Origin of the sequence: Sphingobium ummariense RL-3 (assembly GCF_000447205.1) — a bacterium.
GTDB lineage: Bacteria > Pseudomonadota > Alphaproteobacteria > Sphingomonadales > Sphingomonadaceae > Sphingobium > Sphingobium ummariense.
The window spans coordinates 25,347-40,568 of the sequence record NZ_AUWY01000054.1 but is presented as its reverse complement, the minus strand read 5'-3'; the positions used below and the strand labels follow the sequence as shown (position 1 = coordinate 40,568).

Genomic DNA, 15,222 nt, shown 5'->3' with positions numbered 1-15,222 from the left:
CGGCGGGCCGGAGGGCTTCCCCGGAGGACGGCCCTTCATGCGACGCTCCGCATCAGCATCAGGCCCCCGAACAGCGCGCCCACCGCGCCCGCGACGGAAACGAGCGCATAGGCAAGCGCCAGTCCGGCCTGCCCCCGCTCGACCATGAGCACGGTTTCGAGGCTGAAGGAGGAGAAGGTGGTGAAGCCACCAAGCAGCCCGACGCCGATCAGCAGCCGCCAGGGCTCACCCGACGCCGGCGAAAAGCGCGCCAGCCAGCCGGCCAGCAGCCCCATGGCGAAACCGCCCAGGATATTGGCGGACAGCGTGCCCCAGGGCCAGGCCGCGCCGGGCAGCAGCACGCCCGCCGCCCGCCCCAGCAGGTAGCGCGCCAGCGAGCCGACCGCGCCGCCGCCCATGACGAGAAGAATGTTGGTCATCGCCCCGTCCTATAGCGATTTGGGGCCTGGGGGAAGGTGCATGGCGGCGATCATTGCGATGGGCTGGTTCGGGGTGAGGAGCGGACGCACCCTCCGTTCGCCCTGAGCTTGTCGAAGGGCTCCCCTTCTTCTTGAGGCACAGCGCCTTAAAGAAAGTAAGAGCTTCGACAAGCTCAGCCCGAACGATTTCTTACGGCCGCCTCTGACCGCAAGCCACCCATGCTTCCGGCCCGCGCGCGGCCCTATTTCCCGACCTTGATCTCGAACAGCTTCGGCCAGTTCTTGCCGGTCACGAACACCCGGTCCGTCTTCGCGTCATAGGCGATGCCGTTGGCGACAGCCTCGCTGTCGCTCACCCCCGCCTGCTTCAACAACGGCGCGACATCGATCCAGTCGATCACTGCGCCGGTCGCCAGGTCGATCCGCGCGATATGCGTGTCGTACCAGATGTTCGCCCAGATTTCGCCGCGCACCCATTCCAGTTCGTTGAGCCTATCGACCGCGCGGCCGTTCCAGGTGACGGTGATGCGCCGCTGCTCGGCCAGCGTGTCGGGATCGAGGAAGCGCAGCTGTGCGCTGCCGTCGCTCATGATCAGGCTGTGCCCGTCCTGCGTCAGGCCCCAGCCTTCGCCCTCGTAGCGAAAGTCGGAAAGCGGCGTGAAGTCGGAGAGCTTCCAGACGAAGCCCAGCCGATGGCGCCAGGTGAGGCTGACGATCCGCTCGCCCCAGTTGACGATGCCCTCGCCGAAATAGGGCGGATCGATGACCCGGCGCTGGAGGATTTCGCCGGTCTTGAGCGCGACCTTGCGGATTTCGGACTGCCCCTCCAGCCCGGTGCTCTCGTAGAGCACGCCGTCGAGATAGAAGAGTCCCTCGGTGAAGGCGGCCGGATCATGCGGATAGGCTGCGACCAGCTTCCAGGGCGTGTCGGCGCGAGCCGGTGCGGCGAATGCCAGCACCAGAACGGACAACAGCACCGACCGGAGAAGATCGCGGAAGGCGACCGGGTTCATTCCGCGCCCTGCTTCGCAAGCGCATCCGCGAGCCAGCCGGGAAGCGTTGCGGGGTCAAGGTCCTCCACGCGCCGCAGCTCGACCGAAAGGCCCATGTCCGGCAGCGCCGCGCGCTGGCGCTTTTCGTCCGCCTGCGCCAGCGGCACGGCGACCAGGCGACGGTTCACCTTGCTGCGATAGTGCATCCGCGCCGTGTTCTCCTGCCCGATATAGCAGCCCTTGTCATAGTCGACGCCGTGCAGTTCCTCCGCATTGGTCTCCAGCCACAGGGTCTGGTCCTGCCCCAGCTCGGCCGCGCCCTCGAATATGCCGAGCGGAAGGCGATGCGCGCGGAAGTCGGCAGAGGCGTCGCCCTCGTCCGCCGGAGCGAGCCAGCGGTGGCCGAGCGCGGGCAGGCGCGGGTCGAGGGGCTTGCCCTCCGCTTCCAGCGCCCAGTGCACCGCCAGACCCTCCTCGCGCGCGATCACCACCTTGCGGCGCAGGCGATAGAGGGCCAGCCGCTTCGCCAGCGCGTCCGCCTGACCCGCCTCGCAGTCGATCAGCACGTCGTCGCCGTCCGCCCACAGGATGAAGTCGAACAGTGCCTTGCCCTGCGGCGTCAGCAGCCCACCCCAGCGCGGCCCGCCCGGTTCGAGCCCCACTACGTCGCGAGTCAGCAGGCCCTGGAGGAAGGGCCGTGCCTCTTCGCCGGAAATTCGGAGCAATGCGCGGTCGCGCAGGGTGGTGCCGGTCATCGGCTTTAGGTAGGACAGACTGGCACGACAGCCAAGACGTCCGCACCGGGCGCGCGGAGAAAGACAAGAGCCATGGCCGACACATTCGATCTGATCCTGAAGAGCGGCACCGTCCACACCCCCGGCGGGTCGGAACGGACAGATATCGGCGTGCGTGCGGGACGGATCGCCGCCATCGGCACGGGGCTGGGCGATGCGGCCGAGACGATCGACTGCACCGGGCTGGACGTGCTGCCGGGCTGCATCGACAGCCAGGTGCATTTCCGCGAGCCGGGGCTGGAGCATAAGGAAGACCTCGAATCGGGCAGCCGCGCCGCGGTGCTGGGCGGCGTCACCGCCGTGTTCGAAATGCCCAACACCAACCCCAACACCGACAGCGAGAAACGCATCCGCGACAAGCTGGCCCGCGCCCATCATCGCATGTGGTGCGACCATGCCTTCTATGTCGGCGCGACCGCGGACAATGCCGAGGAGTTGAAGCGGCTGGAGCGCATACCGGGCACGGCCGGTGTCAAGATCTTCATGGGCGCGTCCACCGGCAGCCTGCTGGTCGACGACGACGATGCCCTGTCCCGCGTGCTGGCGTCGGGCTGGCGGCGCGTGGCCATCCATGCCGAGGACGAGACGCGGATGAACGCGCGCAAGGATCTGCGTGTGGAGGGCGACCCCTCCTCCCATCCGGTCTGGCGCGACGACGAAAGCGCGATGATCGCGACGCGGCGCATCATCCACCTGGCACGCAAGGCACGGCGTCGTATCCACATCCTGCACGTCACGACACCGGCGGAACTGGAATATATCGGGCAGAACAAGGACATCACCACCTGCGAGGTGACGCCCCAGCACCTGACGCTGGCGGCGGAGGACGCCTATCCGCGCCTCGGCACCTATGCGCAGATGAACCCGCCGATCCGATCCGCCTCGCACCGGCACGGCCTGTGGCACTGGCTGAACCAGGGCGTGCCCGACGTGCTGGGCAGCGACCATGCGCCGCACACGAAGGAGGAGAAGGCGAAGCCCTATCCCGCCAGCCCAAGCGGCATGCCCGGCGTGCAGACGCTGGTGCCACTGCTGCTGAACCATGTGGCGGAGGGACGCCTGACATTGCGGCGCTTCATCGAGTTGACCTCCTCAGGGCCGCAGCGCGTGTTCGGCCTCGTCGGCAAGGGGCGGATCGCGCTCGGCTATGACGCCGACTTCACGGTCGTCGACCTCAAAAAACAGTGGACCGTCGGAAGCGAGTGGCTCGCTTCGCGCTGCGACTGGTCGCCCTTCGAGGGGATGGAGTTGACCGGCAAGGCGGTGGGCACGATCGTGCGCGGCCATCGGGTGATGTGGGAAGACACTCTTGCCAACGCCGCGATCGGCGAGCCCGTGCGATTCGAGGCGACCGAGTTCGCCTGAGGCGCTTTTTCAGGCCGTCGCCATCCGCGCGCGCCGCGCGGCGGTGATGCCGTCGGTGGCGAAGAGCAGCAGCCCGACCCAGATCAGCACGAAGCTCAGCATCTGGCCGTGGCTCAGTGTCTCGCCATACAGCAGTACGCCGCACAGGAACTGCAATGTCGGCGCGATATATTGCAGCAGGCCGAGCGTCGCCATCGGCAGCCGCTGCGCCGCGGTGGCGAAGAGAACGAGCGGGACGGTCGTGACCGCTCCGGACACGATCAGCAGCGCCGTCGTCGTCGTGTCGCGGCCGAAGCCGATGCCGCCATGGCTCGACAGCCAGGCAAGATAGGCCACCGCCAGCGGCGCCAGCAGCAGCGTCTCCGCGCCCAGCCCGGCCATCGGCGGCACCGGGGTCATCTTGCGGATCAACCCGTAGAAGGCGAAGGACACCGCCAGCACGATGCTGACCCACAGCGTCGTCAGCGCGCTTGCCGCCATGATCGTGACGCCGGCCGCCGCAAAGGCGATCGCCACCATCTGTCCGCGCCGCAGCCTTTCCTTCAGCACCACCACGCCCAGCGCCACGCTGACCAGCGGGTTGAGGAAATAGCCCAGGCTCGCGGCGATCACATGGTCGGCGTTGACTGCCCAGACATAGGTGGTCCAGTTCGCGCCGATGAACAGCGCCGACGCCGCGAGCGCGAGGAGCAGGCGCGGCTGGCGCAGAATCGCGAGGAACGGCCCCATTCCTCCGCGCGCGGCGAGAATTCCCATGATCAGCAATAGCGACCACAGGATGCGCTGCGTCACCACCTCGACCGGATCGACATGGTGCAGCAGCTTGAAGAAGATCGGCAGCAGGCCCCACAGGCCATAGGCGGCAAGCGCCGCCGTCAGGCCGGTGCGCAGGCTGGCGTCGGCCGAGGAAACGGGCTGGCTCAGAGGATGCCTCCGCCCAGGAACAGCCGCAGCGCGCCGAAGGCGGCGACCAGCAGGCAGAAGTTGCGCCCGCCATTGCGGGACGACATCATGCCGATCAGCGCGCCGAACAGCGCGATCGGTACCAGCAGCCAGTTGAGCGCCCCCAGCAGCGGAAAGACCGCCGGGATCATCATCAGGAGCGTGACAAGGCCGATCAGGGCTGACAGGATGTTGAGCATGGCCGGGACATGGCGATTTTGCGCCCCCGCCGCAAGCCGCCGGGCAGGCCAGCGCGCGCGAAATGGCCCCACGCAGGAAATAATCCCGCGATTCACCAAAAACCCTAACGGAAAATTAACGCCTGTTCTTCATCCCTTCTTTACAAAGGAGTTGGGCATGGCGCTTTCCAGAACTGTTACCGCGGCGATCCTGCTGTCACTGCCGCTCGCCGCATGCGGCAAGGGCGACAAGGAGGCCGATCTCGCCGCGCTCGACGCGCAGCTCACCAACAACGCGGTGGACCCGGCCGGACGCAACGCGCTGGCGGACCAGATCGTCGTCGATCCCCAGCTGACCGAACAGTCCAACCGCAACGCCGTCCGTCCGGCCGATCGTCCGGCCGAGGCGCAGCTTCCGGTGCTGCAGGGCGATGCCGGCAAGGCGCAGGCCGAGGCGTTGAGGCTGGCGGGCGGCAAGCTTCTCGCCGCGCCCGCACCGACCGAGGGCGAAGCGATGGAATCGACCGTGACGCTGGGCGCGCTGGCCCGCGAGCAGGGTCAGCGCAAGGGCGGCAAGCCCGATTGCGCGAAGCAGCTCGCCTATGACATGCAGTGGGCGAGCCGCCTGCCCGATCCCTTCACCCTCTATCCCGGGGCGCAACTCATGGAGGCGGCCGGCGCGGAACGCAACGGCTGCACCCTGCGCGCGGCGAGCTTCGTGACGCCGGCTCCTCGGCAGAGCGTGATGGATTATTACTACACGCTGGCGCGGCGCGCCGGCTATGACGGCGAGCACAAGATCCTGGGCGGCGACCATGTTCTGGGCGGCACGCGCAACGGCGACGGCAGCGCCTATTTCATCCTGTTCACCGATGCGGCCGGCGGCCGGACCACGGTGGACATCATCGCGGACAACGGGAAATAGGATTGCGTCGATCTCCACGCAGGGGTCGATGACGCATCTAGAAATCCTCCCCTGGTAGGGGCGGGGGACCACGAAGGGGTGGAGGGGTGTCGCCCTCTCGATAGCGGGACACCCCTCCGTCAGGCGCTGAGGCGCCTGCCACCTCCCTACCAGGGGAGGAGGGTGATCCCTCTCCGGAATTACCCTCTGATCAGCGCTTCCACCTCGCCCAGATCGCGGTCGGCAGCAGCAGGCCCCGCGCTTCCTCGCGCACGGCGAGTTCGCCCGCCTCGACCTCGCCCGGCAGGCCGGCGAAGGCCTGGCGCAGCAGTTCGCCGATCGCCAGCGCCGACATGCGCACGGCATAGACCGTCAGGAACAGGAAGCGGCTGTCCGCGTCGAGCAGCGCGCGGCAATTGGCGATGAGGCCGGGCAGGTCCTCCTCCAGCCGCCAGACCTCCCCATCCGGGCCGCGGCCATATTTGGGCGGATCGAGCAATATGCCGTCATAGCGGCGCCCGCGCCGGACCTCGCGCGCGACGAACTTCGCCGCATCCTCGACGATCCAGCGGATCGGGCGGTCCTCCATGCCCGACAGCGCGGCATTGGCGCGGGCCTGGGCGACGGATTTCTTCGACGCATCGACATGCACCATCCGCGCCCCGGCAGCCGACATCGCCAGCGTGCCGACGCCGGTATAGCCGAACAGGTTCATGATCTCCGGCTCGGCCTTGTCCGCGGTCCGCTCCCGCATCCAGTCCCAGACCGGGGCCATGTCGGGGAAGAAACCGAGATGGCGGAAGGGGGTGCAGCTCGACTGGAAGGTCACCTGGTTCCAGTGCAATGGCCAGCCTTCGGCCGGCACCGGGCGCTCGTAGAACCAGCGGCCGCCGCCCTCCTCGTCCGATCCGGGCACGAACTCGCCGTCTGCCTTCCAGTCGGCGATGGCGGGCGCCCACATTGCCTGCGGCTCGGGCCGGATGAAGCGGAAGCGGCCATAGCGCTCCAGCTTGCGGCCATGGCCGGAATCGAGCAGGCCATAGTCGGCCCAGGGTTCGCCGATGAGGGACTGGAGCTGCACGCCCGCCTAGGCCCGCGGCGTCGCCCGCTCCGCGACATAGGCGGTGATCGCCTCGAAGGTCGCGGGCATTTTCGCATAGCGTTCCTCGCGGGCGAACAGGTCGCCGACGCGCGCCGGCAGCGGCGGGCGGGTGCCGGTGGCGCGCTCCACCGCGTCGCTGAACTTGGCGGCATGGGCGGTCGCCAGCGTCACCACCGGCACGGCCGGATCGAGGTCGAGCGTCCGCGCGGCCGCCAGCCCGATGGCGCTGTGCGGATCGATCACCTGCCCCGCCCCATCATAGGCCCAGCGCATCGCCATGGTCATGCTGTCGGCATCGATCCGCGCCGAGGTGAAGAGCGCCGCCGCGCCCTCGCGCTGTGCGTTGGTAAGGCGCATCGCACGCGTCGCCTCAAACCCGCGCATCTGTTCCGCCAGCGCCGTGCCGTCGCGACCGCCCGCATCGAACAGCAGCCGCTCGAAATTGGAGCTGACTTGGATGTCCATGCTGGGGGTCGCGGTCGGCTGCACCTGGCCCTGGCTGTAGTCGCCGTCCGCCAGCGCGCGATGCAGGATGTCGTTGACGTTGGTCGCGACCATCAGCTTCGCCACCGGCAGGCCCATCTTCGCGGCGACATAGCCGGCGAACACGTCGCCGAAATTGCCGGTGGGGACCGAGAAGGCGACCGGGCGGTCGGGCGCGCCGAGCCGTACGGCGGCGTAGAAATAATAGACGACCTGCGCCATCAGCCGCGCCCAGTTGATGCTGTTGACGGCCGACAGGTTGAAACGGCTGGAGAAGTCCGTGTCGTTGAACATGCGCTTCACCAGCGCCTGCGCATCGTCGAAGCTGCCGTCGATGGCGATGTTGTAGACATTGGGCGCCAGCACCGTCGTCATCTGCCGCCGCTGCACGTCGGACACGCGGCCTTCGGGGTGCAGCATGAAGATGTCGATCTTGGCGCGGCCCGCGACCGCATCAATCGCCGCCGAGCCGGTGTCGCCCGAGGTCGCGCCGACGATCGTCAGATGATCGTCCCGGCGTGACAGGAACCGCTCGAACAGCTGGCCGAGCAGCTGGAGCGCCACGTCCTTGAAAGCCAGCGTCGGGCCGTGGAACAGTTCAAGCAGCCAGTTGCGGTGGTCGAGCTGGACCAGAGGGGTAACGGCCTGGTGGCTGAAGCGGCCATAGGCGGCTTCGCACAGGCCGCGCAGCTCATCCTCGTCCAGCGATCCCGCGACGAAGGGCGCCATGACCCGCACCGCCGTGTCGACATAGGAAAGGCCGGCCAGCGCGCGGATGTCCGCCGCCGTGAAGGACGGCCAGCTTTCCGGAACATAGAGTCCGCCATCGGACGCCAGCCCCGCCAGCGTCACATCCTCGAACCCGAGCGCAGGCGCGCTCCCCCTGGTGCTCACATAGTGCATGATGGTCCGGTGCGGTAACGACGCCGGGCCGCGCGGGCAAGCCTTTAGGTGGGATTGCCGGGTGGAGCGGCGCGGCGGCGCAGTGCCAGGACATAGATCACCACGGCAACCGCCGCGAAGAAGAACCACTGGACGGCATAGGCCAGATGGTTGTTGGGCACGTCGGCGGTGCTGGGCGGCGCCAGCGGCTTGAGCCCCGGTGGCGCGGCGCGGGCGATCAGCATCGGGCGCAGCGGCATGGCCTTTCCGCCGATGCGGGTCAGGACGGCGCGATGATCGGGCTCTTCGGAAAGCCATCCGGATACTTGCCCGCCCGTCCATTGCGGCTTCTGGTCCGGCTTGCCCGCCACGCCCACCGCCACGAGCGCGCCGGGGCCTTCCGCGCCGGTCACGCATTCGGCGATCAGGCGGTAGCCGGTGGTGCCGTCGGCGGCGCGCCCCGCCTCGGTACGCCAGCCCACGACGCGGAGGCAGTGGACGGAACTGGGACGGAAGAGCAGCGTCGCATCGACCGGCGCGAGCGCGGGGAAGGCGATGGCGGGCTTCGCCGGATTGGCCGCGGCAAGCGCCAGCATCGCTTCCTTTTCGCCACGGCGCTGCAACTGCCACAGGCCCAGCGCGATCATCGCGAGCACGGCGATGGCCACCAGGACCGTAGGCAGGACGGGAATGCGGCGGGTCATTCGCCGCCCCCTCCGGCGATCCGTCCCTCACAAGCCCGGTTGCGGTATTCCAGGGTGAGGAGGACACCCTTGGCAACGCGCAGGCTGCCGACGACGGCAAGGATCGTGAGCGGCGTCCACAACACCACATGCAGCCAGAGCGGCGGATGCACCTTCAGTTCCAGCGTCACAGCGAGGGCGACCATGAGCGCGCCAATGATCAAGGTCAGGAAGGCCGCCGGCCCATCGCCGACATTGAATTGCCCATAGTCGAGGCGGCATTTCCGGCAGTTGGACGCGAAGCGCACGGCGCCCGCGAACAGCCCCGGCGCGCCACAGCGCGGACAGTCGCCGCGCGCGGAGGCGAGAACGAGGGCCCCCAACCCCGTGGCCGGGGCCTGCGGTTCAGGCACGACCGATGCACCAGGGATCGGGGCGGTGATCGACCGGCGGCCCGGCACCGTCAGGGGCGAGGAAGCGCGCCTTGAAGGTGAAGGCCTGCGGGCAGGGACCGAACCGATCGAGCAGCCAGAGCCGCGAGAGCCCGTCGTTGATCGTGGGGAAGGTGCCCGCCGGAATCCACCAGAGCGCCTGATAGGCGCCTTCGAAGCGGTCGAAATACTCGCGCCGCCGCGCCATCTCCGGCGTGTGGGCGCTGCGGTAGACGAAAGCGAACAGGCTGTCGGCGTCGGTCCACACCGACATGTTGGGAATCAGCAGCGGGTCGGGCGAGTAGGTGATCGCGGTCGCATTGCCGGCGTCGTCCTTCAGCCGCCAGACGAAGCCCGGCGACGATTCGGCCAGCGCGTTGATCCGGTCAAGCGCGTCGAAAAAGGGTTGGACCCGCGGATCGCCCTTGGCCGCGACAAGGCGCCCGATGTTGATCTGAGCGAGATGCCAATCCTGCTCCATCGGGCGCCCCGTCATGTCAGAACCGTGCGTCAGCCGCCGTGGACCGGTGCACCCCAGCCGCCCCAGACATAGACGGCGACGAAGAGGAACAGCCAGACAACGTCCACGAAATGCCAATACCAGGCGGCCGCTTCGAAGCCGAAATGCTGGCGCGGGGTGAAATCGCCGCGATAGGCGCGGATCAGGTTCACGATCAGGAACAGCGTGCCGACGATGACGTGGAAGCCGTGGAAGCCGGTCGCCATGTAGAAGGCCGAGCTGTAGGGGCTGCCGCCGAACGGGAACGGCGCATGGGCATATTCATAGGCCTGGATCGAGGAGAAGAGCAGGCCCAGGATGATGGTCAGCCAAAGACCGGTCTTCAGGCCCTCGCGGTCGCCATGGATCAGGCTGTGGTGCGCCCAGGTGACGGTGGTGCCCGAGCAGAGCAGGATCAGCGTGTTGAGCAGCGGCAACTCGAACGCGTTCATGACCTCGATGCCCTTGGAGGGGAACAGGCCCTCGATCGGCGCGAGCGCGCTGGGGAACAGCGAGAAGTCGAAGAAGGCCCAGAACCAGCCGACGAAGAACATCACTTCCGACGCGATGAACAGGATCATGCCGTAGCGCAGGTGAAGCTGCACGACCGGGGTGTGGTCGCCCGCATGCGCCTCGCGAATCACGTCGCTCCACCAGCTGAACATGGTGAACAGCACGCCGGCCAGGCCGATCAGGAACACCCAGCCGCCGCCAGCCGGCAGCGCATCGGGGTGCATCCACATGATCGCGCCGAACGCCATCACCAGCGCCGACATGGATCCGAACATGGGCCAGATGCTGGGCGGGAGAATGTGATAATCGTGGTTCTTGGCGCCTGCCATGGTTCTCTTCCCTGTTCGCGTTATCGTTGGTTGCCTTAGCTTGGCTTCCGGTCCTGCTCAACAGGATAGAAGGTATAGCTCAAGGTAATTTGCTGCGTGTCCTTGTTGTCCGGATCGGCCAGGATCTTGGGATCGACGAAGTAGATCACGGGCATCCGCACCTCCTCGCCGGGCTTCAGCGTCTGCTGGGTGAAGCAGAAGCACTGGATCTTCGTGAAATAGGCCCCGGCCTGGGTCGGCGTGACGTTGAAACTGGCGGTGCCGGTCACGGGCTTGTCCGACATGTTCTTCGCCAGGAAGATCGCCATGTTGCGCGCGCCCACGGTGACGGTCTGCGTCGGCTTTTCGGGGCGGAACTGCCAGGGCATGCCGGGCTGGACGTTGGAATCGAAGCGGATCGACATCAGATGGCCGGTCGCCACCTCCACCTGCACGCCCGCGTCCGCGCGCTGGGTCGTACCGCCAAAGCCGGTGCGTTCGCAGAAGATGCGGTAGAGCGGTACCGAGGCGAAGCCCAGCGCCAGCATCGCGATCCCCACGACCGCCATGGCGGCGAAGGTCCGCCGGTTGCGCCGGGCGCTGTCGAAGGGTGAGGGCGGCAGGCTGGCCATCACTGCCCTCCCCCGCCGATCTTCGCGATGGTGATCGCGTAGAAGAGAATGACCAGCGCGCCGAGCAGCAGCCCGGTGACGATGGCCCGCGACTTCTGGCGGGCCCGGACCTGCTTCTCTTCCTCCGGGGTCATGCGAACAGCCAGCGGTCGGCGACCACCGCGCCGAACAGGAGGAAGAGGTAGAGGACCGAATATTTGAACAGCCGCTTTTCCGGTCCCATGCGGGCCGGATCGGTTTCCCGCCGGCGCAGCACCTGAAAGGCCATGGCGGCGAAAAGCGCTGTCGCGAGCAGGGCGACGGTGCCGTAGAGCGGGCCGGTCAGCCGCAGCAGCACGGGCGCCATGGCGGCGACGGCCATGATCGCGGTGTAGAACCAGATCTGGCGCCGGGTCGCGACCTCGCCCGACACGACGGGCAGCATGGGAATGCCGGCGGCCGCATAGTCGGTCTTCACGAACAGCGCGAGCGCCCAGAAATGCGGCGGCGTCCAGAAGAAGATCAGCATGAAGAGCGCGACCGGCAGCGCCGAGATGTCTCCGGTCACCGCCGCCCAGCCGATCACCGGTGGGAAGGCGCCGGCCGCTCCGCCGATCACGATGTTCTGCGCGGTGCGGGGCTTCAGCCAGATGGTGTAGATGAAGACGTAGAAGAGGATCGAGACGGCCAGAACCGCGGCCGCGAGCCAGTTGGTCGCGACGCCCATCAGGATGACCGAGAAGAAGGACAAGCCGACACCGAAATGCAGCGCCGACTGGCGATCCATGCGGCCGGCAGGCAGCGGGCGCGACGCCGTGCGCTTCATCTTCGCGTCGATGTCCGCCTCATACCACTGGTTGAGCGAGGCGGCGGCGCCTGCGCCGAGTGCGATGCAGAGGATGGCGGTGAAGGCCAGCACCGGGTGCAGGTGCCCCGGTGCGGCAAGCAGGCCGCACAGGCCCGTGAACACGACCAGGGTCATCACGCGCGGCTTGGTCAGCGCGACGAAATCGCGCCAGTGGGCGGGAAGACGGGTCTGGTCGAGGGTCACGGTCGTCATATCGGTTCCGGCCTCCTTCCGGGGAGGCATAATAGCGCAGGGGCGGACCGGAAGCCCGCCCCCGTCTCTGTCAGTTCAGCCTGGCTTCAATGATGCGCGGCATCGTCGATGACCGGCAGGGTCTCGAACTGGTGGAAGGGCGGCGGGCTGGGCAGCGTCCATTCCAGCGTCGTCGCACCCTCGCCCCAGGGGTTGCCCTCCGCCTTCCTGCCGGCGGCGAGCGACCAGATCAGGTTGACGAAGAAGATCAGCATGCCCGCCGCCATGATCTCATAGCCATGGCTGGCGATGCCGTTCCAGTAGGCGAAGGCTTCCGGATAGTCGGGATAGCGACGCGGCATGCCGCTGAGACCCAGGAAGTGCATCGGGAAGAACAGCAGGTTCACGCCGACGAAGAACACCCAGAAGTGCAGCTGGCCGAGGAACTCGTTGTACATCTTCCCCGACATCTTCGGGAACCAGTAGTAGAAGCCGGCGAACAGGCCGAACACCGCGCCCAGCGACAACACATAGTGGAAGTGCGCGACGACATAATAGGTGTCGTGCAGCACGTCGTCGACGCCGCCGTTCGCCAGCACGACGCCGGTCACGCCGCCCACGGTGAAGAGGAAGATGAAGCCCAGCGCCCAGACCATCGGGGTCTTGTAGCTGATCGAGCCGCCCCAGATCGTCGCGATCCAGGAGAAGATCTTGACGCCGGTGGGCACCGCGATGACCATCGTGGCGGCGGTGAAATACATCTTCACATTGACCGACATGCCGGTGGTGAACATGTGATGCGCCCACACGACGAAGCCGACCACGCCGATCGCGACCATGGCATAGGCCATGCCGAGATAGCCGAAGACGGGCTTGCGGCTGAAAGTCGAGACGATCTGGCTGATGATGCCGAAGCCCGGCAGGATCATGATATAGACTTCGGGGTGGCCGAAGAACCAGAAGAGGTGCTGGTAAAGCTCCGGATCGCCGCCGCCGGCCGCATCGTAGAAGGTGGTGCCGAAATTGCGGTCGGTCAGCAGCATGGTGATCGCGGCGGCCAGGACCGGCAGCGCGAGCAGCAGCAGGAAGGCGGTGACCAGCACCGACCACACGAACAGCGGCATCTTGTGCAGGGTCATGCCCGGCGCGCGCATGTTGAGGATGGTGGTGATGAAGTTGATCGCGCCCAGGATCGAGCTGGCGCCCGCGATGTGCAGCGACAGGATCGCCATGTCGACCGCCGGACCCGCGGAACCACTGGTCGACAGCGGCGCATAGACGGTCCAGCCGGTGCCCGCACCGTTGCCGGTGCCGCCGGGGACAAAGGTCGAGCCGAGCAGCAGGGCGAAGGCAGGGATGAGCAGCCAGAAGCTGATATTGTTCATCCGCGGGAACGCCATGTCCGGCGCGCCGATCATGATCGGGACGAACCAGTTGCCGAAGCCGCCGATCATCGCGGGCATGACCATGAAGAAGACCATGATCAGGCCGTGCGCGGTGATGAGCACGTTCCACAGATGATAGGCCTGGTCGAGCGTCGCGTCCGGCCCGTCGGTCATCTGCGCCCAAGCCTGGAGATACTGGATGCCCGGCTGCGCCAGCTCGGCGCGCATCAGGCCCGAGATCGCGCCGCCGATGATGCCGGCGACGATCGCGAAGATCAGGTAGAGGGTGCCGATGTCCTTGTGGTTGGTGGACATGAACCAGCGCTGGAAGAAGGCCGGCTTGTGATCGGCATCATGATGATCGTGGGCGTGGTCGCCGTGATGATCTGCGGTGATGGTGGTCATGGCGTTGCCCCTAAATCAAAGCGTCGACGTGCCGGCGTTTTCGGCCGGCGGCCCGGGCAGCACGCTGCCCTGCTGCGGCCCCATCTCTCCGGCCGGTGCGGCGGTGGCACCCGCCAGCTTGCCGCCCTGCGAAAGCACCCACTGGTCGAACTGGGCCGGCGGCAGTGCCTCGATCGCGATCGGCATGAAAGCGTGGCGGGCACCGCACAGTTCCGAACACTGGCCGTAATAGACGCCCGGCTTCTCGATCGTGAAGCTCTTCTCATTGAGGCGGCCGGGAACCGCGTCCATCTTCACCCAGAGCGAGGGCACGGCGAAGCTGTGGATCACGTCGGCGCCGGTGATGATCAGCTTGATCGGGCGACCGACCGGCAGGACCAAGCGATTGTCGGGGGCGAGCAGATAGGGCTCGCCATTCGCCTCGGCCTTGTCCTTCGGCAGCATGTTCGACACGAATTCGGGGATGCCGGCGTCGGGATATTCATAGCCCCAGTACCACTGGTAACCGGTCACCTTGACGGTCAGCGCATCCTTGGGCGCTGGCTTGTACTGGTCGGCGAGCAGCCCGATCGAGGGCACCGCGATCACCAGCAGGATGATCACCGGCACCACCGTCCAGATCACCTCGATCACGGTGTTGTGCGCGGTCTTCGACGGGGTCGGGTTCGCGGAGCGACGGAAGCGGACCATGACGTAGAGCATCAGGCCCAGTACGAAGAGCGAGATGATCGTGATCAGCGGCAGCAGCATCTTGTCGTGTAGCCAGCGCGCGGTGTGGCCGGTGGGGCTGAACTGTTCCTGCAGGGTGATTTCGCCCGGGCGTGGCATGCCGATGCCTTCGGTCGGCTTCATCCGGGGCGGCGCAGCGACCTTTGCAGCCGGCGCCGGAGTGGCGGCCGTGGCGTTCGCAGCCGCCGAATCGGCCGGCGCGGCCTCAGCCGCCGCCGCAGCAGCATTGTCCTGCGCCAGCGCCTGACTGTTCATCGCCAGTGCGGGCGCAAAGGCCAGCAACCCGGCTAGAACGAGCGATTTCACCTTTTTCATAGCGTCTTCTTACCCCGTAACCCCTTGGCGCCGCTGCAACGGAACAGGCGCAGACGCGCTCCTCCCCGCCCGGTCGGTCTGCCGCGGCTTATAGGCAGGGTTTTTTCCCGCCTCAAGCATGCAGGAGCAGATTTTCTTCGCTGTTGCAACGCCTCCGTCGCCCGCCTATTCCGCTGTCTCGCGCACAGGGGCGCGGCGGGCGCCGCTCAGGCTCCCTTAATAAGGAAGTGCACATCACGTCC

18 protein-coding genes are annotated in these 15,222 nt (G+C 67.1%); 2 read left to right on the top strand and 16 right to left on the bottom strand.

Going from position 1 to position 15,222, the window contains the following annotated elements; all coding sequences use genetic code 11:
- Positions 1–35: 35 nt before the first annotated feature.
- The 3 genes from crcB to ygfZ form a co-directional block, all read right to left on the bottom strand.
- On the bottom strand, positions 36–419 hold the full coding sequence (crcB, locus tag M529_RS31670; protein ID WP_021317273.1) for a fluoride efflux transporter CrcB: 384 nt from the start codon (positions 417–419) through the stop codon (positions 36–38).
- Positions 420–661: 242 nt separating this feature from the next.
- The gene (locus M529_RS31665) at positions 662–1,432 is read right to left on the bottom strand and encodes a glutaminyl-peptide cyclotransferase (protein ID WP_021317272.1); all 771 of its coding nucleotides are present in this window, start codon (positions 1,430–1,432) and stop codon (positions 662–664) included.
- On the bottom strand, positions 1,429–2,166 hold the full coding sequence (gene ygfZ, locus M529_RS31660; protein ID WP_021317271.1) for a CAF17-like 4Fe-4S cluster assembly/insertion protein YgfZ: 738 nt from the start codon (positions 2,164–2,166) through the stop codon (positions 1,429–1,431). The genes M529_RS31665 and ygfZ overlap by 4 nt, the downstream gene beginning before the upstream one ends.
- Before the next feature lie 72 nt (positions 2,167–2,238).
- On the opposite strand from ygfZ, the gene M529_RS31655 reads away from it, so the two are divergent.
- On the top strand, positions 2,239–3,570 hold the full coding sequence (locus tag M529_RS31655) for a dihydroorotase (RefSeq protein ID WP_021317270.1): 1,332 nt from the start codon (positions 2,239–2,241) through the stop codon (positions 3,568–3,570).
- A gap of 9 nt (positions 3,571–3,579) precedes the next feature.
- Here M529_RS31655 and rarD read toward each other — a convergent pair whose 3' ends face one another.
- Positions 3,580–4,449 carry an EamA family transporter RarD gene (gene rarD / locus M529_RS31650; RefSeq protein WP_040600481.1) on the bottom strand — a complete coding sequence of 290 codons (870 nt, stop codon included), beginning with the start codon at positions 4,447–4,449 and terminating at the stop codon, positions 3,580–3,582.
- A 41-nt stretch (positions 4,450–4,490) separates the two neighbouring features.
- Positions 4,491–4,712 (bottom strand): hypothetical protein, encoded by a 222-nt coding sequence (locus M529_RS31645; RefSeq protein WP_021317268.1) that lies wholly within the window; start codon positions 4,710–4,712, stop codon positions 4,491–4,493.
- A gap of 157 nt (positions 4,713–4,869) precedes the next feature.
- Between M529_RS31645 and M529_RS31640 the strand changes: the two genes are divergently transcribed.
- A complete protein-coding gene (locus tag M529_RS31640) occupies positions 4,870–5,616 on the top strand; it encodes a hypothetical protein (protein WP_021317267.1) in 747 nt (248 codons plus the stop codon).
- Between the two features lie 190 nt (positions 5,617–5,806).
- On the opposite strand, the gene M529_RS31635 is transcribed toward M529_RS31640, so the two are convergent.
- From M529_RS31635 to coxB, 11 genes are all read right to left on the bottom strand, one after another.
- Positions 5,807–6,676, bottom strand: a complete 870-nt coding sequence (locus M529_RS31635; protein WP_021317266.1) for a class I SAM-dependent methyltransferase — start codon at positions 6,674–6,676, stop codon at positions 5,807–5,809.
- Positions 6,677–6,682: 6 nt separating this feature from the next.
- Positions 6,683–8,083: a threonine synthase gene (gene thrC / locus M529_RS31630; protein ID WP_021317265.1), complete on the bottom strand. Its 1,401-nt coding sequence runs from the start codon at positions 8,081–8,083 to the stop codon at positions 6,683–6,685.
- Positions 8,084–8,127: 44 nt separating this feature from the next.
- Positions 8,128–8,766, bottom strand: coding sequence for an SURF1 family protein (locus tag M529_RS31625; RefSeq protein ID WP_021317264.1), 639 nt, complete (start codon positions 8,764–8,766; stop codon positions 8,128–8,130).
- The gene (locus M529_RS31620; RefSeq protein ID WP_021317263.1) at positions 8,763–9,128 is read right to left on the bottom strand and encodes a DUF983 domain-containing protein; all 366 of its coding nucleotides are present in this window, start codon (positions 9,126–9,128) and stop codon (positions 8,763–8,765) included. The genes M529_RS31625 and M529_RS31620 overlap by 4 nt, the downstream gene beginning before the upstream one ends.
- A gap of 22 nt (positions 9,129–9,150) precedes the next feature.
- A complete protein-coding gene (locus M529_RS31615) occupies positions 9,151–9,672 on the bottom strand; it encodes a DUF3291 domain-containing protein (protein WP_236617659.1) in 522 nt (173 codons plus the stop codon).
- Positions 9,673–9,686: 14 nt separating this feature from the next.
- Positions 9,687–10,517, bottom strand: a complete 831-nt coding sequence (locus tag M529_RS31610) for a cytochrome c oxidase subunit 3 (protein WP_021317261.1) — start codon at positions 10,515–10,517, stop codon at positions 9,687–9,689.
- A gap of 35 nt (positions 10,518–10,552) precedes the next feature.
- A complete protein-coding gene (locus M529_RS31605; protein WP_021317260.1) occupies positions 10,553–11,128 on the bottom strand; it encodes a cytochrome c oxidase assembly protein in 576 nt (191 codons plus the stop codon).
- Entirely contained in the window at positions 11,128–11,262 is a 135-nt protein-coding gene (locus M529_RS50540; protein ID WP_021317259.1) for a hypothetical protein, read from the bottom strand. Before M529_RS50540 ends, M529_RS31605 begins: the two co-directional genes overlap by 1 nt.
- Complete coding sequence (locus M529_RS31600; protein WP_021317258.1) at positions 11,259–12,167, bottom strand: heme o synthase; 909 nt, start codon at positions 12,165–12,167, stop codon at positions 11,259–11,261. Before M529_RS31600 ends, M529_RS50540 begins: the two co-directional genes overlap by 4 nt.
- An 86-nt stretch (positions 12,168–12,253) precedes the next feature.
- Positions 12,254–13,936, bottom strand: a complete 1,683-nt coding sequence (ctaD, locus tag M529_RS31595; protein WP_021317257.1) for a cytochrome c oxidase subunit I — start codon at positions 13,934–13,936, stop codon at positions 12,254–12,256.
- A 15-nt stretch (positions 13,937–13,951) separates the two neighbouring features.
- A complete protein-coding gene (coxB, locus tag M529_RS31590) occupies positions 13,952–14,980 on the bottom strand; it encodes a cytochrome c oxidase subunit II (RefSeq protein ID WP_021317256.1) in 1,029 nt (342 codons plus the stop codon).
- Between the last annotated feature and the right edge of the window lie 242 nt (positions 14,981–15,222).

Bases quoted from the DNA above. Each gene is read 5' to 3' on its own strand.
- crcB (WP_021317273.1), bottom strand. From the start codon at position 419: ATGACCAACATTCTTCTCGTCATGGGCGGCGGCGCGGTCGGCTCGCTG.
- M529_RS31665 (WP_021317272.1), bottom strand. From the start codon at position 1,432: ATGAACCCGGTCGCCTTCCGCGATCTTCTCCGGTCGGTGCTGTTGTCC.
- ygfZ (WP_021317271.1), bottom strand. From the start codon at position 2,166: ATGACCGGCACCACCCTGCGCGACCGCGCATTGCTCCGAATTTCCGGC.
- M529_RS31655 (WP_021317270.1), top strand. From the start codon at position 2,239: ATGGCCGACACATTCGATCTGATCCTGAAGAGCGGCACCGTCCACACC.
- M529_RS31645 (WP_021317268.1), bottom strand. From the start codon at position 4,712: ATGCTCAACATCCTGTCAGCCCTGATCGGCCTTGTCACGCTCCTGATG.
- M529_RS31640 (WP_021317267.1), top strand. From the start codon at position 4,870: ATGGCGCTTTCCAGAACTGTTACCGCGGCGATCCTGCTGTCACTGCCG.
- thrC (WP_021317265.1), bottom strand. From the start codon at position 8,083: ATGCACTATGTGAGCACCAGGGGGAGCGCGCCTGCGCTCGGGTTCGAG.
- M529_RS31625 (WP_021317264.1), bottom strand. From the start codon at position 8,766: ATGACCCGCCGCATTCCCGTCCTGCCTACGGTCCTGGTGGCCATCGCC.
- M529_RS31615 (WP_236617659.1), bottom strand. From the start codon at position 9,672: ATGACGGGGCGCCCGATGGAGCAGGATTGGCATCTCGCTCAGATCAAC.
- M529_RS31610 (WP_021317261.1), bottom strand. From the start codon at position 10,517: ATGGCAGGCGCCAAGAACCACGATTATCACATTCTCCCGCCCAGCATC.
- M529_RS31605 (WP_021317260.1), bottom strand. From the start codon at position 11,128: ATGGCCAGCCTGCCGCCCTCACCCTTCGACAGCGCCCGGCGCAACCGG.
- M529_RS50540 (WP_021317259.1), bottom strand. From the start codon at position 11,262: ATGACCCCGGAGGAAGAGAAGCAGGTCCGGGCCCGCCAGAAGTCGCGG.
- M529_RS31600 (WP_021317258.1), bottom strand. From the start codon at position 12,167: ATGACGACCGTGACCCTCGACCAGACCCGTCTTCCCGCCCACTGGCGC.
- ctaD (WP_021317257.1), bottom strand. From the start codon at position 13,936: ATGACCACCATCACCGCAGATCATCACGGCGACCACGCCCACGATCAT.
- coxB (WP_021317256.1), bottom strand. From the start codon at position 14,980: ATGAAAAAGGTGAAATCGCTCGTTCTAGCCGGGTTGCTGGCCTTTGCG.